This is a genomic window from Rubellimicrobium aerolatum, assembly GCF_017872975.1.
GTDB classification, from domain to species: Bacteria; Pseudomonadota; Alphaproteobacteria; order Rhodobacterales; family Rhodobacteraceae; genus Rubellimicrobium; species Rubellimicrobium aerolatum.
This window is the reverse complement of sequence record NZ_JAGGJP010000005.1, coordinates 97,866-119,951: the sequence shown is the minus strand read 5'-3', so window position 1 is coordinate 119,951 and position 22,086 is coordinate 97,866. Positions and strand designations below refer to the sequence as shown.

At 71.4% G+C, this 22,086-nt stretch carries 25 protein-coding genes; 12 read left to right on the top strand and 13 right to left on the bottom strand.

Annotated elements, in window-relative coordinates; translation table 11 throughout:
- Positions 1 to 5: 5 nt before the first annotated feature.
- From J2Z33_RS07780 to J2Z33_RS07765, 4 genes are read left to right on the top strand one after another with little or no spacing between them, the layout of a single operon-like run.
- Entirely contained in the window at positions 6 to 875 is an 870-nt protein-coding gene (locus J2Z33_RS07780) for a F0F1 ATP synthase subunit gamma (protein WP_209839589.1), read from the top strand.
- Entirely contained in the window at positions 875 to 1,120 is a 246-nt protein-coding gene (locus J2Z33_RS07775; RefSeq protein ID WP_209839587.1) for a hypothetical protein, read from the top strand. Before J2Z33_RS07780 ends, J2Z33_RS07775 begins: the two co-directional genes overlap by 1 nt.
- Before the next feature lie 50 nt (positions 1,121 to 1,170).
- Positions 1,171 to 2,604 (top strand): F0F1 ATP synthase subunit beta, encoded by a 1,434-nt coding sequence (atpD, locus tag J2Z33_RS07770; RefSeq protein ID WP_209839585.1) that lies wholly within the window; start codon positions 1,171 to 1,173, stop codon positions 2,602 to 2,604.
- Positions 2,605 to 2,608: 4 nt separating this feature from the next.
- The gene (locus J2Z33_RS07765; protein WP_209839583.1) at positions 2,609 to 3,010 is read left to right on the top strand and encodes a F0F1 ATP synthase subunit epsilon; all 402 of its coding nucleotides are present in this window, start codon (positions 2,609 to 2,611) and stop codon (positions 3,008 to 3,010) included.
- Between the two features lie 118 nt (positions 3,011 to 3,128).
- Here the strand turns inward: J2Z33_RS07765 and J2Z33_RS07760 are convergent, their stop codons facing one another.
- The 7 genes from J2Z33_RS07760 to J2Z33_RS07730 all read right to left on the bottom strand — a co-directional run bounded on the left by J2Z33_RS07760 (position 3,129) and on the right by J2Z33_RS07730 (position 8,869).
- The gene (locus J2Z33_RS07760) at positions 3,129 to 4,148 is read right to left on the bottom strand and encodes a ribose-phosphate pyrophosphokinase (RefSeq protein WP_209839581.1); all 1,020 of its coding nucleotides are present in this window, start codon (positions 4,146 to 4,148) and stop codon (positions 3,129 to 3,131) included.
- A 29-nt stretch (positions 4,149 to 4,177) separates the two neighbouring features.
- Positions 4,178 to 5,248, bottom strand: coding sequence for a threonine aldolase family protein (locus J2Z33_RS07755; RefSeq protein ID WP_209839580.1), 1,071 nt, complete (start codon positions 5,246 to 5,248; stop codon positions 4,178 to 4,180).
- Positions 5,245 to 5,700, bottom strand: a complete 456-nt coding sequence (locus J2Z33_RS07750; RefSeq protein ID WP_245218690.1) for a YcgN family cysteine cluster protein — start codon at positions 5,698 to 5,700, stop codon at positions 5,245 to 5,247. The genes J2Z33_RS07755 and J2Z33_RS07750 overlap by 4 nt, the downstream gene beginning before the upstream one ends.
- Positions 5,693 to 6,619 (bottom strand): bifunctional riboflavin kinase/FAD synthetase, encoded by a 927-nt coding sequence (locus J2Z33_RS07745; protein WP_209839578.1) that lies wholly within the window; start codon positions 6,617 to 6,619, stop codon positions 5,693 to 5,695. Before J2Z33_RS07745 ends, J2Z33_RS07750 begins: the two co-directional genes overlap by 8 nt.
- A gap of 112 nt (positions 6,620 to 6,731) precedes the next feature.
- Positions 6,732 to 7,610: a TIGR01459 family HAD-type hydrolase gene (locus tag J2Z33_RS07740; protein WP_209839576.1), complete on the bottom strand. Its 879-nt coding sequence runs from the start codon at positions 7,608 to 7,610 to the stop codon at positions 6,732 to 6,734.
- A gap of 3 nt (positions 7,611 to 7,613) precedes the next feature.
- On the bottom strand, positions 7,614 to 8,537 hold the full coding sequence (locus J2Z33_RS07735; protein ID WP_209839574.1) for a manganese-dependent inorganic pyrophosphatase: 924 nt from the start codon (positions 8,535 to 8,537) through the stop codon (positions 7,614 to 7,616).
- 77 nt (positions 8,538 to 8,614) lie between these two features.
- Entirely contained in the window at positions 8,615 to 8,869 is a 255-nt protein-coding gene (locus J2Z33_RS07730) for a hypothetical protein (RefSeq protein ID WP_209839573.1), read from the bottom strand.
- A gap of 421 nt (positions 8,870 to 9,290) precedes the next feature.
- On the opposite strand from J2Z33_RS07730, the gene J2Z33_RS07725 reads away from it, so the two are divergent.
- The 4 genes from J2Z33_RS07725 to J2Z33_RS07710 all read left to right on the top strand — a co-directional run bounded on the left by J2Z33_RS07725 (position 9,291) and on the right by J2Z33_RS07710 (position 14,274).
- Positions 9,291 to 10,892 carry a BON domain-containing protein gene (locus J2Z33_RS07725; RefSeq protein WP_209839571.1) on the top strand — a complete coding sequence of 534 codons (1,602 nt, stop codon included), beginning with the start codon at positions 9,291 to 9,293 and terminating at the stop codon, positions 10,890 to 10,892.
- 172 nt (positions 10,893 to 11,064) lie between these two features.
- Complete coding sequence (gene groES / locus J2Z33_RS07720; protein WP_209839569.1) at positions 11,065 to 11,382, top strand: co-chaperone GroES; 318 nt, start codon at positions 11,065 to 11,067, stop codon at positions 11,380 to 11,382.
- A gap of 41 nt (positions 11,383 to 11,423) precedes the next feature.
- Entirely contained in the window at positions 11,424 to 13,070 is a 1,647-nt protein-coding gene (gene groL, locus J2Z33_RS07715) for a chaperonin GroEL (RefSeq protein WP_209839567.1), read from the top strand.
- A 622-nt stretch (positions 13,071 to 13,692) separates the two neighbouring features.
- Complete coding sequence (locus J2Z33_RS07710) at positions 13,693 to 14,274, top strand: thymidine kinase (RefSeq protein WP_209839565.1); 582 nt, start codon at positions 13,693 to 13,695, stop codon at positions 14,272 to 14,274.
- 60 nt (positions 14,275 to 14,334) lie between these two features.
- On the opposite strand, the gene J2Z33_RS07705 is transcribed toward J2Z33_RS07710, so the two are convergent.
- The 5 genes from J2Z33_RS07705 to J2Z33_RS07685 all read right to left on the bottom strand — a co-directional run bounded on the left by J2Z33_RS07705 (position 14,335) and on the right by J2Z33_RS07685 (position 17,533).
- On the bottom strand, positions 14,335 to 15,285 hold the full coding sequence (locus J2Z33_RS07705; RefSeq protein ID WP_209839563.1) for a 2-hydroxyacid dehydrogenase: 951 nt from the start codon (positions 15,283 to 15,285) through the stop codon (positions 14,335 to 14,337).
- Positions 15,282 to 15,623 (bottom strand): tRNA-binding protein, encoded by a 342-nt coding sequence (locus tag J2Z33_RS07700; RefSeq protein WP_209839561.1) that lies wholly within the window; start codon positions 15,621 to 15,623, stop codon positions 15,282 to 15,284. The genes J2Z33_RS07705 and J2Z33_RS07700 overlap by 4 nt, the downstream gene beginning before the upstream one ends.
- The gene (gene proC, locus J2Z33_RS07695) at positions 15,620 to 16,426 is read right to left on the bottom strand and encodes a pyrroline-5-carboxylate reductase (protein WP_209839559.1); all 807 of its coding nucleotides are present in this window, start codon (positions 16,424 to 16,426) and stop codon (positions 15,620 to 15,622) included. The genes J2Z33_RS07700 and proC overlap by 4 nt, the downstream gene beginning before the upstream one ends.
- Before the next feature lie 118 nt (positions 16,427 to 16,544).
- Positions 16,545 to 17,048, bottom strand: coding sequence for a type III secretion system chaperone family protein (locus tag J2Z33_RS07690; protein WP_209839557.1), 504 nt, complete (start codon positions 17,046 to 17,048; stop codon positions 16,545 to 16,547).
- Between the two features lie 185 nt (positions 17,049 to 17,233).
- Positions 17,234 to 17,533, bottom strand: coding sequence for an accessory factor UbiK family protein (locus J2Z33_RS07685; protein WP_209839555.1), 300 nt, complete (start codon positions 17,531 to 17,533; stop codon positions 17,234 to 17,236).
- 92 nt (positions 17,534 to 17,625) lie between these two features.
- On the opposite strand from J2Z33_RS07685, the gene lgt reads away from it, so the two are divergent.
- Genes lgt through pgeF form a run of 3 tightly spaced genes read left to right on the top strand, consistent with a single transcriptional unit; the run spans position 17,626 to position 20,330 of the window.
- Positions 17,626 to 18,522 (top strand): prolipoprotein diacylglyceryl transferase, encoded by an 897-nt coding sequence (gene lgt, locus J2Z33_RS07680; RefSeq protein ID WP_209839553.1) that lies wholly within the window; start codon positions 17,626 to 17,628, stop codon positions 18,520 to 18,522.
- Positions 18,519 to 19,574: a class I SAM-dependent methyltransferase gene (locus J2Z33_RS07675; RefSeq protein ID WP_209839551.1), complete on the top strand. Its 1,056-nt coding sequence runs from the start codon at positions 18,519 to 18,521 to the stop codon at positions 19,572 to 19,574. The genes lgt and J2Z33_RS07675 overlap by 4 nt, the downstream gene beginning before the upstream one ends.
- Positions 19,575 to 20,330: a peptidoglycan editing factor PgeF gene (gene pgeF, locus J2Z33_RS07670; RefSeq protein WP_209839549.1), complete on the top strand. Its 756-nt coding sequence runs from the start codon at positions 19,575 to 19,577 to the stop codon at positions 20,328 to 20,330.
- Here the strand turns inward: pgeF and J2Z33_RS07665 are convergent.
- Complete coding sequence (locus J2Z33_RS07665; protein ID WP_209839547.1) at positions 20,327 to 20,803, bottom strand: Lrp/AsnC family transcriptional regulator; 477 nt, start codon at positions 20,801 to 20,803, stop codon at positions 20,327 to 20,329. The two genes, pgeF and J2Z33_RS07665, sit on opposite strands and share 4 nt — an antisense overlap.
- 157 nt (positions 20,804 to 20,960) lie before the next feature.
- On the opposite strand from J2Z33_RS07665, the gene trxB reads away from it, so the two are divergent.
- The gene (gene trxB, locus J2Z33_RS07660; RefSeq protein ID WP_209839545.1) at positions 20,961 to 21,956 is read left to right on the top strand and encodes a thioredoxin-disulfide reductase; all 996 of its coding nucleotides are present in this window, start codon (positions 20,961 to 20,963) and stop codon (positions 21,954 to 21,956) included.
- Positions 21,957 to 22,086 lie beyond the last annotated feature (130 nt).

Genomic DNA, 22,086 nt, shown 5'->3' with positions numbered 1-22,086 from the left:
AGGGGATGCCCAGCCTAAAGGACCTGAAGAACCGCATCGCCTCGGTGAAATCCACCCGGAAGATCACCAAGGCCATGCAGATGGTCGCGGCGGCCAAGCTCCGCCGCGCGCAGGACGCGGCGGAAGCGGCGCGTCCCTACACCGAACGGTTCAACGCCGTCATGGCCGGGCTCGCGGGCGGTACCGCGGGCTCGCCCGCCGCGCCCGCGCTGCTGGCCGGGACGGGGCGCGAGCAGGTTCACCTGCTCGTGGTGATGACCTCGGAGCGGGGCCTCTGCGGCGCGTTCAACTCCTCCATCGCCCGCATGGCGCGGCAGGAGGCCCAGCGCCTGCTGGCCACCGGCCGGACGGTCAAGATCCTGACCGTGGGCAAGAAGGGCCGCGACGCGCTCCGGCGCGACCTCGGCTCCTACTTCATCGCCCACGTGGACCTCTCGGCGGAACGCCGGCTCGGCTACGCGGTCGGCCAGCGGATCGCCCGCGACCTCATCGCCCGCTTCGACGCGGGCGAGTTCGACGTCGCGACGATCTTCTACAACCGCTTCCAGTCGGTCATCTCCCAGATCCCGACGGCGCGGCAGGTGATCCCCGCGACCTTCGACGAGGCGGGCGAGGTCTCGGCCAGCTACGACTACGAGCCTGGCGAGGAGGCGATCCTCGCCGACCTGCTGCCGCGCGGCGTCGCCACGCAGGTCTTCGCGGCGCTGCTGGAGAACGCGGCGTCCGAGCAGGGCGCGCGGATGTCGGCCATGGACAACGCCACCCGCAACGCGGGCGACATGATCGACCGGCTGACGATCCAGTACAACCGGAGCCGCCAGGCCGCGATCACCAAGGAGCTCATCGAGATCATCTCGGGGGCGGAGGCGGTGTGATGACCGAGGAGCCCTTCAACCTCGTTCTGGAGCACCTGAAGCGCATCCAGTCCAAGCTGGACGTCCTGTCGCTGGACATGGGCGAGCTCAAGCTTCGGATGACCGAGGTCGAAGGGCGACTGGGGGAGCACACGCGGCTCTTCGGCCATCTCGAGGTGGGGATGTCGGCCCTCAACGGCCGCATCGACCGCCTCGACGAGCGCGTGGCCCGCATCGAACGACGCCTCGACCTGATCGAGGCCTGACGACAGACCACGGGGGACCGCCCCCGCACCGACACACGAGGAGAGACGCAATGGCACTGGACGCCACCACCCACGGCCGGATCACCCAGGTGATCGGCGCCGTCGTGGACGTTCGGTTCGACGGGCACCTGCCCGCGATCCTGAACGCCCTGGAAACCACCAACAACGGCAAGCGCCTGATCCTCGAGGTGGCGCAGCACCTCGGCGAATCGACCGTCCGCGCCATCGCCATGGACGCCACCGACGGCCTCGTGCGCGGCGCCGCCGTGTCCGACACCGGCTCGCCGATCTCGGTTCCCGTAGGCCCCGGCACGCTCGGCCGCATCCTCAACGTCGTGGGCGAGCCCGTGGACGAGCGTGGCCCCGTCCACGCGACCGAGACGCGCCCGATCCACGCCGACGCGCCGCTCTTCGCCGACCAGTCCACCGAGTCGACGATCCTCGTGACCGGCATCAAGGTCATCGACCTGCTCGCCCCCTACGCCAAGGGCGGCAAGATCGGCCTGTTCGGCGGCGCCGGCGTGGGCAAGACCGTGCTCATCCAAGAGCTCATCAACAACATCGCCAAGGTGCACTCGGGCTTCTCCGTGTTCGCCGGCGTCGGTGAGCGGACCCGCGAAGGGAACGACCTCTACCACGAGTTCATCGAATCCGGCGTCATCAACATGGACGACCTGGAGAAGTCCAAGGTCGCCCTCGTCTACGGCCAGATGAACGAGCCGCCGGGCGCCCGCGCCCGCGTCGCCCTCACCGGCCTGACGATCGCCGAGCAGTTCCGCGACGCCTCCGGGACGGACGTGCTGTTCTTCGTGGACAACATCTTCCGCTTCACCCAGGCCGGGTCCGAAGTGTCGGCCCTTCTCGGCCGCATCCCCTCGGCCGTGGGCTACCAGCCGACGCTCGCCACCGACATGGGCGTGCTGCAGGAGCGGATCACCTCGACCAAGAACGGCTCGATCACGTCCGTGCAGGCCATCTACGTGCCGGCCGACGACCTGACCGACCCGGCGCCCGCCGCCTCCTTCGCGCACCTCGACGCCACCACCGTGCTGTCGCGCGCGATCTCGGAACTCGGCATCTACCCGGCCGTGGACCCGCTCGACTCCACCTCGCGGATCCTCGACCCGCAGGTCGTGGGGCAGGAGCATTACGACGTGGCCCGCTCGGTGCAGGGCATCCTGCAACGCTACAAGTCGCTCCAGGACATCATCGCCATCCTCGGGATGGACGAGCTGTCCGAGGAGGACAAGCTGACGGTGTCGCGCGCCCGCAAGATCCAGCGGTTCCTGTCGCAGCCCTTCGACGTGGCGCAGGTCTTCACCGGCTCGCCCGGCGTGCAGGTCCCGATCGAGGAAACCATCGCCTCGTTCAAGGCCGTGGTGAACGGCGAATACGACCACCTGCCGGAAGGCGCGTTCTACATGGTCGGCGGCATCAAGGACGTGATCGCCAAGGCCGAGCGCATGGCGGCGGCGGCGGCCTGATCCCATGGCCGACACGCTCGACTTCAACCTCGTGAGCCCGGAGCGGAGGCTGTCCTCCCTCCAGGCCCGCGAGGTCCAGATCCCCGGCACCGACGGCGATCTCACGGCGATGGCGGGGCACGTCCCCACCATCACCACCCTGCGCCCCGGCGTGCTGCGCGTGGTCCACGCGGGCGGCACCGACGACTTCGTGGTTTCCGGCGGCTTCGCCGAGATCACCGCGACCGGCGTCTCCGTCCTGGCCGAGCAGGCGCTCCCCCGCGCCGAGGTGACCCCCGAGGTCCACGCCCGGCTGGTCGCCGAGGCCCGCGAGGCGGTCACGGCGGCGCAGGCCACCGGCGACACGAGCCGCGCCGACGAGGCCGCGAAGGCGCTGGCCGACATCGAGGCCATCGGCGCGCGCTGATCGGGCCGCAAGGAACGGAACAAGGGGCCTCGCGGCGACGCGGGGCCCCTTTTTGCTTAAGCCTCAACGCAAAAGGGCCGCCCCTCGGGGCGGCCCTTCGTCCCGACCGGGGGTGGCGTCATCCCCGCGAATACATCCCCTCGTAGATCGGCGCGAGGCTGTCGGCCTCGAACAGCGACGACACCGAGGTACCGTTCCAGATGTTCAGGATCGCCTGCGCGAACATCGGCGCGGTCGGCACGATGCGGATGTTGTGCGCCGCCTTCACCTTGTCCGTGGGCTCGATGGAATCGGTGATGACGAGGCTCTTCAGCATGGACCCCGACACCCGCTCCACCGCCGGCCCCGACAGGACGCCGTGGGTGATGTAGGCGTGGACCTCCTTGGCGCCGTGCTCGCACAGCAGCTCGGCGGCCTTGCACAGCGTCCCGGCCGTGTCCACGATGTCGTCCACGATCACGCAGATCTGGTCCTTCACGTCCCCGATCACCGTCATCTCGGCGATCTCGCCGGCGCGGGCGCGGCGCTTGTCCACGATGGCGAGGCCGCAGCCGATCCGCTGCGCCAGCTCCCGCGCGCGGGCCACGCCGCCCACGTCGGGCGAGACCACCGTCATCTCGGCGGTGCGCCCGTTGAAGTGGTGCTCGATGTCCAGGGCAAAGACCGGCGCGGCGTACAGGTTGTCCACCGGCACGTCGAAGAAGCCCTGGATCTGCGCCGCGTGCAGGTCCAGCGTCAGCACCCGGTCGATCCCCGCGCGCGTCAGCAGGTTCGCGACCAGCTTGGCGCTGATCGGCGTGCGGGCCTTGGCGCGGCGGTCCTGCCGGGCGTAGCCGAAATAGGGGATCACGGCGGTGATGCGGTGCGCGCTCGACCGGCGCAGCGCGTCGGTCATGATCATCAGCTCCATCAGCGTATCGTTCGCCGGGTTCGACGTGCTCTGGATGATGAACATGTCCTCGCCGCGGACGTTCTCGAAGACCTCGACGAAGATCTCCTGGTCGTTGAACCGCTCCACCCGCGCCTGCACGAGGTCCACCGCCACGCCCCGGTGCAGCGACATCCGCCGCGCGACCGCCTTGGCGAGGCTCTGGTTGGAGTTGCCGGCGATCAGCTTCGGCTCGACATGGATGGGCATGGGCGAATCCTTCTACACGCGCCGGGGCCTTAGCACGGGGGGATGGTGGCCGGAACGGGCCGCTCCGCCGCGACGGCGAGGAATCGGTCCACCGCGCCGGTTCCGACCGACCAGTCGCAGACGAGGCGGCAGAGCAGCGGCTCCTCCGGGTCGCCCGTCTCCAGCGGCCCCTCCCACAGGTGGTAGCTCGCCCCCGCCGCCCGCAGCCTTTGGTGCATGGCGCGCGGCAGCCGCACGAAGACGAGGTTCGCCTCCGGCTCCCACTCCGGCGCGACGCCCAAGGACCGCAGCCCCTCGACCAGCAGCCCCAGCGCGGCGTTGGCCGCCCGCGCCGTCTCCAGCCAGAGCCCGTCCGTCAGGGTGGCCGCCATCTGCGCGCCGAGGTAGCGGTGCTTGCTGAACAGGTGCGCCGCCCGTTTGCGCCGCAGTTCCATCTCCCATGACAGGGTCGGGTCGAAGCAGACCACCGCCTCGGCCCCCATCAACCCGTTCTTGGTGCCGCCCAGGCTGACGACATCCACGCCCGCCTTCCACGTCATCTCCGCCGGCGAGCAGCCCACCGCGACCAGCGCGTTGGCCAGCCGCGCGCCATCCAGATGAACCTTCGCGCCGAACCCGCGCGCCACCGCCGCCACCGCCCGGATCTCCTCGGGCCGGTAGACCGTGCCCTTCTCGGTCGCCTGCGTCACCGACACCGGCCCCACCTGCGGCCCGTGCACGCTCCCCAGCCGCGCCATGGCCGCCCGCAGGACCTCCGGCTCCAGCTTGGCCAGCGGCGCGGGCAGGGCGATCAGCTTGGCCCCGCCGGTGAAGGCCTCGGGCGCGTTGCACTCGTCCTCGTGGATATGGGCCATCTCGGTGCAGAACACCGCGTCCCACGGCCGGGCCAGCGCCGCGAGCGCCAGCGCGTTCGCCGCCGTCCCCGTCGCCACCAGATGCACGGCCGCCTCGGGCGCCTCGAAGACCTCCCGCACCCGCGCCACGGCCTCCCCGGTCCAGCGGTCCGCCCCATAGGCGGGCGCGTGCCCCTCGTTCGCGTCGATGAGAGCGCCCATCACGCGCGGATGCACCGGCCCGGCGTTGTCGCTGGAAAAGTTCACGTCCCCGGCTCCTCGATGATGTGCTCCTCCCATTCGTCGTCGCCCACCTCGACCTCCGACACCGTGAGCCCCGCGACCGACACCCCGGCGCGATGGACGCTCTCCGGGTCGCCGGTCAGGAGCGGGTGCCAGCCGGGCAGGGGCCGCCCCTCGTGCCGCAGCCGGTAGGCGCAGGTCTGCGGCAACCAATACAGGTTCTTGCGGATCGTCCGGGGCGTCAGCACGATGCACTCGGGCACGTAATCGTGCCGGGTCGCATACTTGCTGCACCGGCAGGTCGTCCCGTCCAGCAGCCGGCAGGCCACGTCCGTCAGCGCCACCTCGCCGGTGTCCTCGTCCTCCAGCTTGTTCAGGCAGCACTTCCCGCAGCCGTCGCAGAGCGCCTCCCACTCCGTCCGGGTCAGCTCCTTCAGCGGCAGCTCCCAGAAGCGGGGGCGCATCCCGTCAGGCATCGGCCAGCACCTCGCGGGCGCGCAGGCAATCCGCGTCCATCTGCCGGACCAGAGCCGGAACCCCGTCGAACCTCATCTCGGGCCGCAAGTAGTCCACGAGCGCCACCGACAGCGTGGCCCCATACAGGTCGCCCGTGAAGTCGAACAGGAAGGTCTCGCAGTTCGGCCGGTTCTCCCCGAACATCGGCCGCACCCCGATCGAGGCCGCGCCCCGGTAGCTGCCCCGATGCAGCCCGTCCAGCACGTCCACCTTGACGGCATAGACGCCAAAGCGCGGCGGGTGCAGCCCCTCGATCCCCATGTTGGCGGTCGGATAGCCCAAAAGCCGCCCGCGCTGGTCGCCCCGGATCACCGGCCCCTCGATCCGGTGCAGATGTCCCAGCATCCGCGCCGCCTCGCGCGGCCGCCCCTCGCCCAGCGCCCGGCGGATGGCGGTGGACGACACCTCGCCCGCCCCGGTCTCCACCATCGGCGCCACCGTCACCTCGATCCCGGCGGCCCGCCCCAGGTCCCGCAGCGCCGCCGCGTCCCCCTCGCGCCCGCGCCCGAAGCGGAAGTCCGCCCCCACCACCGCGTGCGACAGGCCGAGGTCGCGCGCCAGCACCTCCCGCACGAAGCCCTCGGGCGTCAGCGCCGCCAGCCCGCCGTCGAAGCGCAGCTCGAACAGCCGCTCCACCCCCAGCCTCTCCAGCCGGTGCGCCTTGGCCTGCGCGTTCATAAGGCGAAAGGGCGGCGACTCGGGCGCGAACCACTCGCGCGGGTGGGGCTCGAAGGTGACGACGCCCAGCGCCACACCGGCCCGCCGCGCGGCGTCGATCACCGCCCGGTGCCCCAGGTGCACGCCGTCGAAGTTGCCGATGGCGGCCGAGGCGCCCCTCACCTCGGGCGGGATGGCATGGCGGTCGCGAAGGATGAGCATGGCCGGCTCGTTAGACCTCCGGCCCGGCCGACGCAAGCCGACCCGGCCCTGCCTTCTTTGGCTTCAAATATCCTCGGGAGGGTCTGGGAGGGCAGACAGCCCTCCCAGGGCGTCAGCGAAGGAACCCGATCGCGTAGGTGGGCGTCAGCCGCTCCACCTCCAGATAGGCCGCCAGCGCCGCCTCGTCCGGCTGGCTCCCCGGCGCCGTCCGCGTCTCGGCGGCGGCCAGCCCCCCGGTGATGAGCAGCGAGTCCAGCCCCTCGCCCACCGCCCCGGCGATGTCGGTCAGGATGCCGTCGCCCACGCAGAGGATCTTGTCGTCCGGCGGCAGGAGCCCGATCTGCGACAGCCTGCGCCGCCCGAGGTCGTAAATCGGCGCGTGCGGCTTGCCGAAATAGAGGCTCTCGCCCCCCATCTCCTCGTAGAGCCGCGCCAAGGCACCGGCGCACCATTCCCGGCTCTCGCCCCGGTCCACCACGATGTCGGGGTTCGCGCACAACAGCCGCATCCCCCGTTCGATGGCATACTCGAAGGCCGTGCGGTTCACGTCCGGGTGCGCGAAGGGGTCGGCGGGGCCGCAGCAGACGATGCCTTCGGCCTCGTCCAGCGGCACCTCAAGCAGCGGCACCGGGTGCTGGACGATGCGCGGCGGCTCCAGGAAGGCGCGGTCGCGGTTCTCGCCCATGAACCAGACGCGGCTGCCCACCGCCCCCTGGAACAGCGCCACGCGGGCGGCGTCGCCCGAGGTGGCGATGGCGTCCCAAGCCTCGCGCGGGATGCCCAGCCGCTCGATCTGCGCCTCGACGCTGGCGCGCGGCCGCGGCGCGTTGGTGACCAGGATCACCTTCCCGCCCCGCGCCCGGTAGGCCACCATCGCGGCCACGGCCTCGGGGAAGGCCCGCAGCCCGTTGTGCAGGCAGCCCCAAAGGTCCACGAAGGCCGCGTCGTAGCGGTCGGCGATCTCCGCGAAGCCCCCGATGATGCGCGCCACGGCTCAGGCGACCTTCAGCGCGGGGATGATCTGCTTCTTGCGCGACAGGATGCCGGGCAGGACCACGGTATCCCCCGTGACGGTCGCCCCGAACGACGCTTCGGCCACCTTCTTCGTCAGCTCGTTGGGGACCAGCAGGGTCGCCTCCTCGCGAAGGATGTCGATGACGAACAGCAGGACCTGCTGCGCCCCGTCCTCGGCGGCGACCTTGGGCATCTCGGCCACCAGGGCGTCCTTGCGGGCCAGGATCTGCTGGGGCGACACCGTCTCCAGCACCGACACCCGGAACTCCACGCCGTCCACGTTGTATTCCTTGGAATCCATCCGCAGCAGCTCGGCCTCGGAATAGGCCGACACGTCGGACTTCGCCGCGAACATCTCGGCGGCGTAAGAGGGGATGTCCACGCCCAGCTCGCCCGCCAGATGCTCGGCGATCTGCCGGTCGATGCGCGTGGTGGTGGGCGACCGGAACTCCAGCGTGTCCGACAGGATCGCCGACAGCGCGAGGCCCTTGATGGCATCCGGCGCGTGGCCCGCGTGCCCGCCCATGAGCTGCCACAGCAGCGTCGCCGTGCAGGCGACGGGCCGGATCGTCACCTCGATCGGGGTCTTGGTCTCGATCCCCGGCACCAGCTTGTGGTGGTCGATGATCGCGCGCACGTCGGCGCGGTTGATGTTCGCCGGAAGCTCGGCGGGGTTGTTGGTGTCCACGATCACCACCGGCTGCCCGTCCTCCACGTCGAGGATGTGCGCGGGCTCCTCGAAGCCCCAGCGCTTCAGGACGAACTGCGCCTCGGTGTTGGGGGTGCCCAGCAGGCGGGCCTCGGCCGCGCCGGGCTCGTGGTGCGACAGGAACCACGCCCAGATGAGCGGCGAGGCGGTCGAGTCGGTGTCGGGCGATTTGTGGCCGAAGACGAGGGTGGTCATGTCGGATGTCCCCAGGGAGTGTCGCGGCCCCCATAGCAGGGGGGCGGCGCGGTTGTCCACGCGCCGCCCCGAAGGGCTCAGGGCCCCATCGCGGGACCGGCGAGCCGCCGCCCCCAACTGATGAGCGCGAGGCCGAGCCGCACCCGCAGCGCGACCGGCGCGCGGGCGGGATCGGCCGGGGGCGGGACCGCCACCGGGACGGACAACGGCCCCGGCGGGGGCAGGTCGAAGCGCAGCGCCTCGGGCGCGTGGCGACGCAGGGCGCGGCGCTCCTCGAAGGGGAGGGGGGACGGGCCGATCCGGTGATCGACGCCGACGATGGGCGGTCTCATGATGACGGTCTCGCGATGGAACGGCCCGCGCGAAGCGGTTGGAGCATGGGCCGGGATCGGGAAGGGAGGCCGCGTCGGAACGCGCGGCCGGGGCTGCGGGCGCCTTATCGGGCGGCGGGGATAAATCCTCGGGTCATGTGCAGCCTCCGTCATCGAGAGCGGGCATCGGGGCGGGTCCTGTCCCGCCGTGGCGACGCGGATAGCACGAATCGGCTCCTCGCGCCAGCGTGATTGTTTCGTGAGGCGCGGTTTTCCGCCCGCAGGGCCGGGATCGTGGCTCGCGCGCAACTCCGCCCAAGCCCCTCATTCGCGAACTGCCTGCGGAACAAGCGCGCGGGGCCGGGGGTTGCCTCCCCGTGAACCGCGCGCCGTCCGGCCAACGGGCGGGCGGGTTCGTGGCAGTCAACTTCAGGAGGAGAAGATGGCCAGCAATCACGACGACGACCGGCATCAGGGCGGGAGCCGCGGCTCCCAGGATTACGGCCAGGGCAGCCAGAGCGGCGGCGCCGGAGTCGGAGGCGGCTACGGCGGCCAGCACAACCAGAGCCAGTATGGCCAAGGCGGGCAGGGCGGCTACGGCCAAGGCGGCAGCGGCCAGGGTTCGCAGGGCTACGGCCTCGGCGGCTCGCAGGGCGGCACCTACGGCGGCTCGGGCGGCAGCTACGGCGGCACCTATGGCGGCCAGTCGCACCAGGGCTCCGGCATGGGCGGCATGGGCTCCTCGGGCGGCTACGGCCAAGGTTCGGGCATGGGCTCGGGCTTCGCGGGCTCCCAGGGCTCGGGCGACTACGGCCGGTCCGGCTACGGCTCGGGCGGCATGGGCGGCCAGCAGAGCTACGGCGACATGGGCTCGGGCAGCTTCGGTGGCAGCCAGGGCGGCTACGGCTCGACCGGCGGCCAGGGCGGCTTCGGCATGGGCGGCTACGGCTACGGGCAGGGCGGCCAGTCCGGCCAATCCGGGGGCCAGTCGGGCCAGAGCTTCCAGGGCGGCGGCAGCAGCCAGCACAATTACGGCCAGGGCCAGCACTCCGGCTCCGGCTACGGCCAGGGCTCGTCCTACGGCCAGGGAACGGGCGGCTTCGGCGGCGCGGGCCAGTCCTTCGGCAGCCAGAACTACGGCGGGGGCGGCTCCAGCTACGGCGGCCAGGGCGGCGGCTTCGGCTCCTCGGGCGGCTACGGCCAGGGTGGCTACGGCCAGGGCCAGTCCGGCGGCCACGGCGGCCAGAGCTACGGCGGCCAGGGCTACGGAAGCCAGGGTCACGGCTCCTCGGGCCAAGGCTATGGCTCTTCGGGCTATGGCGGCCAGGGCTACGGCCAGCAGAGCCAGTTCAGCGGCGGCACCGGCCAGCAGGGCGGCCAGGGCTACGGGAGCCAGGGCTATGGCCAGGGCAACCAGGGCCAGGGCTACGGCGGCGGCTTCGTCGGCGGCCTGATCGGCGCGGCGGCCAACGCGCTGGGCTTCGGGGACCAGGGCGGCCAAGGCCAAGGCCAAGGTGGCCAGTCCCAGCAGTTCCGCGGCCGCGCGCCCAAGGGCTACACCCGCTCCGACACCCGCATCGAGGAGGACGTGAACGAACGCCTCGCCCACGGTGGCATCGACGCCTCCGAGATCGACGTGAAGGTGTCGGGCGGCGAGGTGACGCTGTCGGGCACCGTCAACTCCCGGTGGGAGAAGCGCCGGGCCGAGGACCTCGCGGATGACGTCTCGGGCGTGAAGCACGTCCAGAACAACATCCGCGTGCAGGACCAGTCCTCCAACTGGGGTTCGTCGGGAGGCTCGATGGGCGGCTCGTCGTCCTTCGGCTCGTCGTCGGGCGGCTCGGGCTCGTCCATGGGCGGCTCGTCCGGCTCCACCTCCGGCTCCTCGGGCGGCTCCACGTCGGGCTCCTCGGGCACGACCTACGGCGCCTCGTCCTCCTCGGGCGGCTCGGGCCTGACCGGCGCCTCGGGCTCCGGCACCACCCCGTCCTCCTCGGGCGGCAGCACGTCGTCGGCAGGCTCGGCCGGCTCCTCCAAGTCCTGAGCCTCCTCCGCATCGGCACCAACCGGCCGCCCCTCGGGGCGGCCGGTCTCTTTTTCGCCACGAAGCCCGTTGACAGCCGGCCCCCACCGTCCTTATCTCCGCCCTGTTGGCACTCCCCAAGGGTGAGTGCCAGCGGAACCCGAGATTCACGAAGACCACTGGGAGCTTCACAATGGCCTCGTTCAAGCCGCTTTCCGACCGGGTGCTCGTGCGCCGCGTGCAGGGCGAAGAAAAGACCAAGGGGGGGCTCATCATCCCCGACACCGCCAAGGAAAAGCCCGCCGAGGGCGAAGTCGTCGCCGTGGGCGAAGGCGCCCGCAAGGACTCCGGGGAGCTGATCGCCCCCTCCGTCAAGGCCGGCGACCGCATCCTGTTCGGCAAATGGTCGGGCACCGAGGTCACCCTCGACGGCCAGGAATACCTGATCATGAAGGAATCGGACATCCTCGGCATCATCGAGGCGTCCGCGTCCCAGGCCGCCGCCGCCTGATCGCCTTTCCCTTTTCCTGACATTCCAAGGAGACAGCACCAATGGCTGCCAAGGACGTCAAGTTCGACACCGATGCCCGCAACCGCATGCTGCGCGGCGTCAACGTGCTCGCCAACGCCGTCAAGGTGACGCTCGGCCCCAAGGGCCGCAACGTCGTCATCGACAAGTCGTTCGGCGCCCCCCGGATCACCAAGGACGGCGTCACCGTCGCCAAGGAGATCGAGCTCGAGGACAAGTTCGAGAACATGGGCGCGCAGATGGTCCGCGAAGTCGCTTCGCGCACCAACGACGAGGCGGGTGACGGCACCACCACCGCCACCGTTCTCGCCCAGGCCATCATCATCGAGGGCCTCAAGTCGGTTGCCGCCGGCATGAACCCGATGGACCTCAAGCGCGGCATCGACCTCGCCGTCCAGAAGGTCATCGGCGAGATCAAGTCCGCCTCGCGTCCCGTCAAGGACTCGGACGAGGTCGCCCAGGTCGGCACCATCTCCGCCAACGGCGAGACCAACATCGGCCGCTTCATCGCCGATGCCATGCAGCGCGTGGGCAACGAGGGCGTCATCACCGTCGAGGAGAACAAGGGCCTCGAAACGGAAGTCGAAGTCGTCGAGGGGATGCAGTTCGACCGCGGCTACCTGTCGCCCTACTTCGTCACCAACGCCGACAAGATGACCGCCGAGCTGGAAGATGTCCTCATCCTCCTGCACGAGAAGAAGCTGTCGTCGCTCCAGCCGATGGTCCCGCTGCTCGAAGCCGTGATCCAGTCGCAGCGCCCGCTCGTCATCGTCGCCGAGGACGTGGAAGGCGAGGCCCTGGCCACGCTCGTCGTCAACAAGCTGCGCGGCGGCCTCAAGATCGCCGCCGTCAAGGCCCCCGGCTTCGGCGACCGCCGCAAGGCCATGCTGCAGGACATCGCGATCCTGACCGGCGGCCAGGTGATCTCCGACGACCTCGGCATGAAGCTCGAGAACGTCACGCTCGACATGCTCGGCCGCGCCAAGAAGGTCATCATCAAGAAGGATGACACGACCGTCATCGACGGCGCCGGCGACAAGGCCGAGATCGAGGCCCGCGTGGCCCAGATCCGCAACCAGATCGAGGAAACCACCTCGGACTACGACAAGGAGAAGCTGCAGGAGCGGGTCGCCAAGCTGGCGGGCGGCGTTGCCGTCATCCGCGTCGGCGGCATGACCGAGATCGAGGTCAAGGAGCGCAAGGACCGCGTCGACGACGCGCTCAACGCGACCCGCGCGGCCGTCCAGGAAGGCATTGTGGTCGGCGGCGGCGTGGCCCTCGTGCAGGCCGCCAAGACGCTCCGCGACATGAAGGGCGTCAACTCGGACCAGGACGCGGGCATCCAGATCGTGCGTCGCGCCCTGGAGGCCCCGATGCGCCAGATCGCCGAGAACGCCGGCGTCGATGGCGCCGTGGTGGCCGGCAAGGTGCGTGAATCGGACGACAAGGCGTTCGGCTTCAACGCCCAGACCGAAGAGTATGGCGACATGTTCGCCTTTGGCGTGATCGACCCCGCCAAGGTGGTCCGCACCGCGCTCGAGGACGCGGCCTCCGTGGCCGGCCTGCTCATCACCACCGAGGCGATGGTCGCCGACAAGCCCAAGGACGACAAGGCGGGCGCCGGTGCTGGCGGCATGGGCGGCGGCATGGGCGGCATGGGCGACTTCTGATCGCCCCACCGATCCCAGGACTACGAAAGGGGCGCCTCCGGGCGCCCCTTTTGCGTTCCGCCCGACAGGGTGCGCCGAAGCGAACCCCATCTCAGCCAGCGTAGGGTGGGTGCCAACCCACCATGGTTCCTTCCGGTCCGAAGCGCCGCCGGTGGGTTTCACCCACCCTACGACCGTCCCGCGAGGGTCACGCGCCGCCCGCGCCCCGAGCCGCCCCCATTCCCTAAAATCCCACGCAACACGCAACGCCCGTTGCTGTCAGACCCCGTTAACGCCCCCGTGCGATTCTCCCTCCCACGCGGCCCGGAGTCCCTCGCGACCTCCGCGCCCCCCTGAGGCCCGCCAACGCGGCCTCCCCCCGCGCCGGAGGCCCATCCGCCCCCGGTCGGTCTGTTTGACAGGCGACGGGCCGCTGTCCCGTCTCCACCTGGGGCACCACCCCCCCAGCCGCCGGCGCGTCGTGCACGCGCCTCCCGTGGGCCGGGCAGTCAATCCGGCACCACGGCCCCATGCCCCCCGGGCCGCGCCAGAACGGCCCGGCCCGGGCGGGTCATGGACCCCGAACAGGGCAGCCCCCGCCGCCCGGTTGCCCCGCCCCCCGGCTCCGGCTAATCCCCCGCGCATGGCCAAGCTGCACTTCCACTACTCGACCATGAACGCCGGCAAGAGCACGATCCTCCTCCAGGCGTCCTACAACTACAACGAGCGCGGGATGCGGACCTTTCTCCTCACCGCCCGGCTCGACACGCGGGCGGGCGAGGGGCGCATCCGCTCCCGCATCGGCATCGAGGCCGAGGCCGACACCTACGGCCCCGACGACGACCTCTTCGGCAAGATCGCCGCCCGCCTCCAGCAGGGCCCCGTCGCCTGCGTCTTCGTGGACGAGGCGCAGTTCCTCACGCCCGCCCAGGTCTGGCAGCTCGCCCGCGCCGTGGACGACCTCCACCTCCCCGTGATGGCCTACGGCCTCCGCGTGGACTTCCGGGGCGAGCTCTTCCCCGGCAGCGCCACCCTCCTCGCGCTGGCCGACGAGATGCGCGAGATCCGCACGATCTGCCACTGCGGCCGCAAGGCGACGATGGTCGTCCGCCGCGACGCGGCCGGCCGCGCCTCCCGCGAAGGCCCCCAGGTCGAGATCGGCGGGAACGAGCGTTACGAATCGCTCTGCCGCCGCCACTGGCGCGAGGCCGTGGGCGACCGCTGACCCCTTCCTTCGGTTCCAAGTATCCCGCGGGGGTCCGGGGGCGCGAAGCCCCCGGAGGTATCAGCCCTGGACCACGTTCGGCGGCTCGCGCCCCTCGGCAAAGGCCAGAAGGTTCCCCAGCGCCATCCGCCCCATCGCCTCGCGCACGGTCAGCGTCGCCGTCCCCAGATGCGGCAGCAGCACGGCGTTCTCCAAGCGGCGCAGCCGCTCCGGCACCTCCGGCTCCCGCGCATAGACATCGAGCCCCGCCCCGGCGATCCGCCCCGCCTCCAGCGCGTCCACCAGCGCCCCTTCGTCCACCACGTCCCCCCGCGCGATGTTGACCAGCACCGCCGAGCGCTTCATCGCCGCCAGCTCCGCCGCCCCGATCAGCCCCCGCGTGTCCGCCCCGCCCGGCACCGCCAGCACGACCACATCCGCCTCGCGCAGCAGCCCGGCCAACTCCACCTGCCGCGCCGGCACGTCCACCACCTTCTCCGACCGATTGTGGAACACCACCGGCATCCCGAACCCGAAATGGCACCGCCGCGCGATGGCCTGCCCGATCCGCCCCATGCCGACGATCCCGACCGTCAGCCCGGTCACATGGGTCCCGAGCATCTGCGTCGGCTCCCACCCGGTCCAGTCCCCGCGCCGCAGCAGCCGCTCCCCCTCCCCGGCCCGGCGGCAGGTCATCAGGATCAGCATCATCGCGATGTCGGCCGTCGCGTCCGTCACCGCGCCCGGCGTGTTCGTCACCACGACCCCCGCCGCCTTCGCCGCCGCCACGTCGATATGGTTCACCCCCACGCCGAAGTTCGCGAGGATACGGCACCGCACCGCCCCGCCCGCGAAGGCCTCCGCCGTGAAGCGGTCCCCCAGCGTCGGCAGGATCGCGTCGAACTCCCGCAGCGCCCGCGCCGCCTCCTCGGGCGACAACCCATGGTCGTTGTCGGCGAAGGTCGCGTCGAACCGCTCCCTCGCTGCGACCATGTTCGCCTCCGGCAGCCGCCGGGTCACAAGAAGCCTCAATGCAGCCTCCCGCCCAACGGCACGTCCAGCCCCGGCTGCACCAGCACCACCGCCCCGTCCGCATCCGGCACCCCCAGGACCAGCACCTCGGAGTCGAACTTGCCGATCCGGCGCGGCGGGAAGTTGACCACGGCCATGACCTGCTGCCCCACCAGCGCCTCGGGCGCGTAATGCACGGTGATCTGCGCCGAGGACCGCTTCTCCCCGATCTCGGGGCCAAAATCGATCCAGAGCTTGTAGGCGGGCTTTCGCGCCTCCGGGTAGGGCTCGGCCCGGACGATCCGGCCGACCCGGACATCCACCTTCAGGAAGTCGTCGAACGTGATCTCGTCGCTCATGCCCGCCCCAGCTCCTCGCTCCGCGCCGCCGCCGCCCGCACCGTGCGGGCGATCAGGTCCGGCAGCCCGCCCATCAGGACCTCCAGCCCCGCCTGCGTGGTCCCGTTCGGAGAGGTCACGTCGCGCCGCAACTGCGCCGGGTCCGTCCCGGTCTCCTGCGCCAGCGCCCCGGCCCCGGCCACCGTCGCCCGCGCCAGCCGCAGCGCCAACTCCGGCGCCAACCCCTCCGCCTCCCCGGCGGCGGCCAGCGTCTCGATCAGGTGGAACACGTAGGCCGGCCCGGAGCCCGAGACCGCCGTCACCGCGTCCATCTGACCCTCCGCCTCCAACCGCACCACCTCGCCCACCGCCGAAAGCAGCGATTCGGCCAAGGCCAGATGCGCCCCGGTCGCCGCCGCGTTGCCGATGATCGCGGTGATGCCCCGCCCGATGGCGGCCGGCGTGTTGGGCATGGCGCGCACGACCGGCGTCCCGGCCCCGAACGCCGCCTCGAAGGCCGCCAGCGGCGTGCCGGCGGCGATGGACAGGACCAGCGTCCGCCCGCCCCCGAGCGCCGCCATAGCGGGCAGCGCCTCGCCCATCATCTGCGGCTTGACGGCGACCAGCGCGACGGCGGGCGCCTTGGGCAACGGAGCGTTCAGCGCGACGCCCGTTCCCCGCAGCCAGTCCGAGGGGCGCGGCTCGACCACGTGGACCGCCGAGGGCGGCAGCCCCCCGGACAGCCAGCCCCTCAGCAGCGCCGATCCCATCTTGCCGCAGCCCAGGAGCACGAGCCCCCGCGCCGCCACCTCGTCCAAGGCCATGCCGTTCTCCCGCTTCGCTCCGGGCGACCGTAGGCACCGGACGGCGAGGCTTCAAGCCGGGCGGCCCGATGCGAAACGGCCGGGCGCTGGCCCGGCCGTCGTGGTCATCCGACAGGGATCAGGCCCGCCCGTAGGCCTCGGCGATGGCGATCTCCATCGCGTCCTTGGGCGCACGGCCGCCCCACAGCGCGATCTGCACCGCCGGGTAGAACCGCTCGGCGCTCATCAGCGCGGCGTGGATCATGGTGTCGATCTGCTCGGGCGAGGCGATCTGGTCGCCCGCCAGAACCAGCCCGTAACGGAAGACCATCACCTTCTCCTCGGCCCACCAGGTGAAGGCCCCGGCCCAGCACAGGTCGTTCATCCGGTTGAGCAGGTCGAACAGCGCGGGAAGCCGATCCTCGGGCGGGTCGAGCTCGTAGGTGCACAGCAGGCGCAGCGTCTCGTCCGAGGGGGACCAGGCCAGGGTCAGGGCGTAGGAGCGCCACTGGCCTTCGAGCGTCATGGCGATCTGGTTCTCGGCCACGCGGTCGAAATCCCACTCGTAATGAGCGGCGATCGTCTCCACCACGTCGATCGGGTGGATCTCGCCCTCGTCGAGATAGGTCTCGGAATTGGTCATAGCTCGGCGCCCTTTCCGTAGGTCGCTCCGGAGCGGGATGCGTCCGGAGCGCGTTGCCTGCTCCAGGGTTCGGTGGGCTTGCCTCCGAGCCCTACGAGATATGGTGGGACAACGGCCGAGCCTGTAAAGCGGATTCTTGGGGACAATCCTTTGGTCTGGTGCGCGCGACACGCCCCGCCAGGAAATCAGGCGCCCGGGGAACCGGGCCATTCGGGCCGGGCGTCCACCTCCTGCTGCGCGCCTTGCGCCTTGGCCTCCAGCGCCGCGATCCGGGCCGAGAGGGCGTCGTTCTCCTCCCGCGCCGCCTGGGCCATGGCGCGCACGGCCTCGAACTCCTCGCGCGTGACGAGGTCGCGGTCGGCGAGCAGGCGGTCCACCATCGACCGCAGGGCGGTCTGCGCCTCGTCCCGCGCCCCCTGCGCGACGCCCATGGCATTGGTCACGAGCTGCGAGATGTCGTCGAGGAACTTGTTCTTGGTCTGCATCGGGCCCTCCGGGGACTGCTGCCCCCGATATGGGGGGAAGCGGCTGGGCCCGCAAGGTTGACACCCCGCGCGGGGGTCCGCAGGAAAGGCCCATGACCGGCATCCCCTTCCCCGACATCTCGCCCGAGGCCTTCTCGTTCACGGTCCTCGGCTGGCACTTGGCGGTGCGCTGGTATGCGCTGGCCTACATCGCCGGCATCCTGCTCGGCTGGCGGCTGGCGGTGGCGGCGCTGAGGCGTCCGCGCCTCTGGGCCGGAGGCGCCGCGCCGATGACGCCCGCGCAGCTCGAATCGCTGCTGACCTGGATCATCCTGGGCATCATCGCCGGCGGGCGTCTGGGCTACGTCGTCTTCTACCAGCCCGGCCACTTCCTGCGCGCCCCGTGGGAGATCCCGATGATCTGGCAAGGTGGGATGTCGTTCCACGGCGGCTTCCTGGGGGTGCTGCTGGCGATCCTGATCTTCTGCGCGCGCCACCGTCTGCCGCTCGGCGGCGTCGCCGACGCCATCGCCCTGGCCTCGCCGCCGGCGATCCTCCTCGGCCGCCTCGCCAACTTCGTCAACGCCGAGCTCTGGGGACGGCCGACCTTGCTCCCCTGGGGCGTGATCTTCCCCGGCGAGGCGGCGCAGGACTGCCCCGGCTTGGTCGAGGGCCTCTGCGCCCGCCATCCCTCGCAGCTCTACGAGGCGGCGCTGGAGGGCCTGCTCCTCGGGGCGCTGCTGATCGTCATGGCCTTCCGCCGGGGGGCGCTGCGGCGGCCCTGGCTCCTGACGGGCACCTTCCTCGCCGGCTACGGCGTCGCGCGCTTCCTCGTGGAGTTCGTGCGCCAGCCCGACGCGCAGTTCGTCGGCCCCGGCAACCCTCTGGGCCTTGCGCTGCACTGGAGCGGCTGGGGCCTGACGATGGGACAGGTCCTGACGCTGCCGCTGCTCCTCGCGGGGGTTCTGCTGGTCCTCTGGGCGCGGCGGCGGAGGACAGTCCCGGCATGACCCCGCTCGCGCGCCTCCTGGCCGAGCGCATCGCCGCCACCGGGCCGCTGACGCTGGCCGACTACATGGCCGAATGCCTGCTGCACCCGGTTCACGGCTACTACGCGACCCGCGACCCGCTGGGCGCGGCCGGCGACTTCACCACCGCGCCCGAGATCAGCCAGATGTTCGGCGAATGCCTGGGCCTCTGCCTCGCGCAGAGCTGGCTCGATCAGGGAGCGCCGCGTGGCGTGGTGCTGGCCGAACTTGGGCCGGGACGCGGGACGCTGATGGCGGACGCGCTCCGGGCGACCCGAGGGGTGCCGGGGTTCCATGACGCGCTGACGGTGCATCTGGTCGAGGCCTCGCCCACGCTCCGGGCCGAACAAGCCAAGCGGGTGCAGGGCGCGCAATTGCACGACACCGTGGCCGACCTTCCCGAAGGCCCGCTGTTCCTTCTCGCCAACGAGTTCCTGGACGCGCTGCCCATCCGGCAGTTCGTCCGCGCGGGCGACGGCTGGTCCGAGCGGGTGATCGGCCTGCGCGACGGACGGTTGGCTTGGGGGCTCCGGCATCTCGGGCCTGTTCCGGCGCTGGCACATCGCCATGCCGACACGGCGGAGGGCGACGTGGTGGAGCTTTGCCCCGCTCTCCCCGGCATCGTCGCCGAGATCGGACGGCGCATCGCGGCCCATGCCGGCGCGGCGGTCTTTGTCGATTACGGCGGCTGGCACCTCACGGGCGACACCTTCCAGGCCGTCGCCCGCCACGCCTACGCCGATCCGCTGGAGGCCCCCGGCGAGGCCGACCTCACGGCGCACGTGGACTTCGAAGCCGTGGCCCAGGCCGCCGCCCCCGCCCGGACGACAGCGATGGTTGCGCAAGGCGAATTGCTGGAACGGCTGGGCATCGGCCCACGCGCCGAGAGGCTGGCGCGCGGGCTGGCAGGGGACCGCCTCGACTCGCATCTTGCTGCGCTGCGGCGCTTGACCCTCCCTTCGGAAATGGGGACGCTGTTCAAGGCGGTGGCCCTGCACCCGCCGTCCGTCCCGCCGCCACCCGGATTTGCCTGATTGACCCTCGACCTCATCACCTCGCCGCTGCTCGACCCCCTCCGCCACGCCTTCTTCGGCCGCGCGGGCGGGGCGTCCTCCGGGGTCTTCGCCGGGCTCAACTGCGGCAACGGCTCCACCGATCAGGCCGAGGCGGTGACGATCAACCGCCGCCGCGTGGCCGAGGCCATGGGCGTCGAGCCCGAGGCGCTGCTGGGCGTCCATCAGGTCCATTCGGCGGATGTCGTCGTGGTGGACGGGCCGCTGACCGGCAAGCCGCGCGCCGACGCGATGGTGACGCGGGTGCCCGGCCTCGCCCTGTCGGTGCTGACGGCGGACTGCCAGCCGGTCCTGTTCGCGGACTCCGAGGCGGGCGTGATCGGCGCGGCCCACGCGGGCTGGAAGGGGACGCTCGGCGGCATCCTGGAAGCGACGGTCGCCGCCATGGAGGGCTTGGGCGCGAAGGCGTCCCGCATCCACGCCGTCATAGGCCCCACGATCAGCCAGCGCGCCTACGAGGTCGGCCCCGAGTTCATGGACACCGTGCTGGCCGAGGACCCCCGCGCCGCCCGCTACTTCGCCAACGGCCACGGCGACCGGCTGCTCTTCGACCTCCCCGGCTACGGGCTCCAGCGGCTGCGGCAGGCCGGCGTGGGCGAGGCCGAATGGACGCGGCATTGCACCTACCTGACGCCCGACCGCTTCTTCAGCTATCGCCGGTCCGTCCACGCGCGCGAGGCCGACTATGGCCGGCTGATCGCCGCCATCCGCCTCTAGGCCGGATCGACGGGGACGCCCGGCTCCTCCTTGCCGCTGCGGATCACGAGGCTGGTCTTGACCGAGGCCACGTTCGGCGCGGGCGTCAGCGTCTCGGTCAGGAAGCGCTGGAACGTCCGCAGGTCGGGCGCCACGCATTTCAGGATGAAGTCCACCTCGCCGTTCAGCATGTGGCATTCGCGCACGTAAGGAAGGCCCCGCGCGAGGTCCTCGAAGGCCTGGAGGTCGGCCTCGGCCTGGCTCCGCAGGCGGACCGAGGCGAAGACCTTGACCTCGAAGCCCAGCTTCTGCGGGTCGAGGTCGGCGTGGTAGCCCCGGATGAACCCCGCTTCCTCCAGCGCGCGGACGCGGCGCAGGCAGGGCGGGGGCGAGATGCCGACGCGGGCGGCCAGTTCCACGTTGGTCATGCGGCCCTGCGCCTGGAGCAGGTCCAGGATGCGACGGTCGATGTGGTCGAGCCGCTGGCCGGGCATGGGTCCTCCGTGGAAACGGGCGGACCCTATCCCTCCGCCCGCTCCCGCGCAATTATGTTTCGCGGCCTCCGGTTGGCGGCCATGTCGGGCGGGAGGGTTCCGCAACGCGCGCCGGATCGCTATATGCCGACCTCGCGCCTTCCGATGGAGATGACTCATGGCCGATCCGCGTCACGTCCGGCTTCTGATCGTGGGGTCCGGCCCGGCCGGCTACACCGCCGCCGTCTACGCCTCGCGCGCGATGCTCGCGCCCGTGCTGATCCAGGGGATGGAGCCGGGCGGCCAGCTCACCACCACCACGGAGGTGGAGAACTGGCCGGGCGACCTGACGGTGCAGGGCCCCGACCTGATGATGCGGATGGAGGCCCATGCCCGCGAGATGGGGGCGGAGATCGTCACCGACCTCGTGACGAAGCTGGACCTTTCCCGGCGTCCCTTCCGGGCCGAGACCGACTCCGGGCAGGTCTGGACCGCCGACGCGATCATCCTCGCCACCGGCGCGCGGGCCAAGTGGCTGGGACTGCCCTCCGAGGAGCGGCTGAAGGGCTTCGGCGTCTCGGCCTGCGCGACCTGCGACGGCTTCTTCTTCCGGGGGCAGGAGATCGTGGTGGCAGGCGGCGGCAACACCGCCGTCGAGGAGGCGCTGTTCCTGACCAACTTCGCCAGCAAGGTGACGCTGGTCCACCGCCGCGACACGCTGCGGGCCGAGAAGGTGTTGCAGGACCGGCTGTTCCGGCACCCGAAGATCGAGACGATCTGGCACCACGAGGTCGAGGAGGTGCTGGGCGAGCAGGGCGTGACCGGCGTCCGCCTGCGCGACGTCCGCAGCGGCGTCACGCAGGACGTGCCGGCGACCGGCTTCTTCGTCGCCATCGGCCACGCGCCGGCGTCCGAGCTGGTCGCGGGGCAGTTGGAGCTGCACAACGGCGGTTACGTGAAGGTGGAGCCGGGCTCGACCCGCACCTCCATCGAGGGCGTCTTCGCCGCCGGGGACCTGACGGACCACGTCTACCGGCAGGCCGTGACCAGCGCCGGGATGGGCTGCATGGCCGCGCTCGACGCGGAACGCTGGCTCGCCGCGCAGCCCATGACGCATCTGGGCGAGACGGTCTCGGCCACGCAGGACCCGACGCCGGCCTTCTCGCACTACTAGGCTCCTGCGCCCGAGGGACGGCCTTTCCGCCAAGGCATGGCTTGGGGTGGATTGACGCCTTGCGGCGCGGGCGGGCCGCCGCTAGGGAGGCCCGCACATTCCGGTCCCCCTCCCGAAAGCCGCTTGCCGA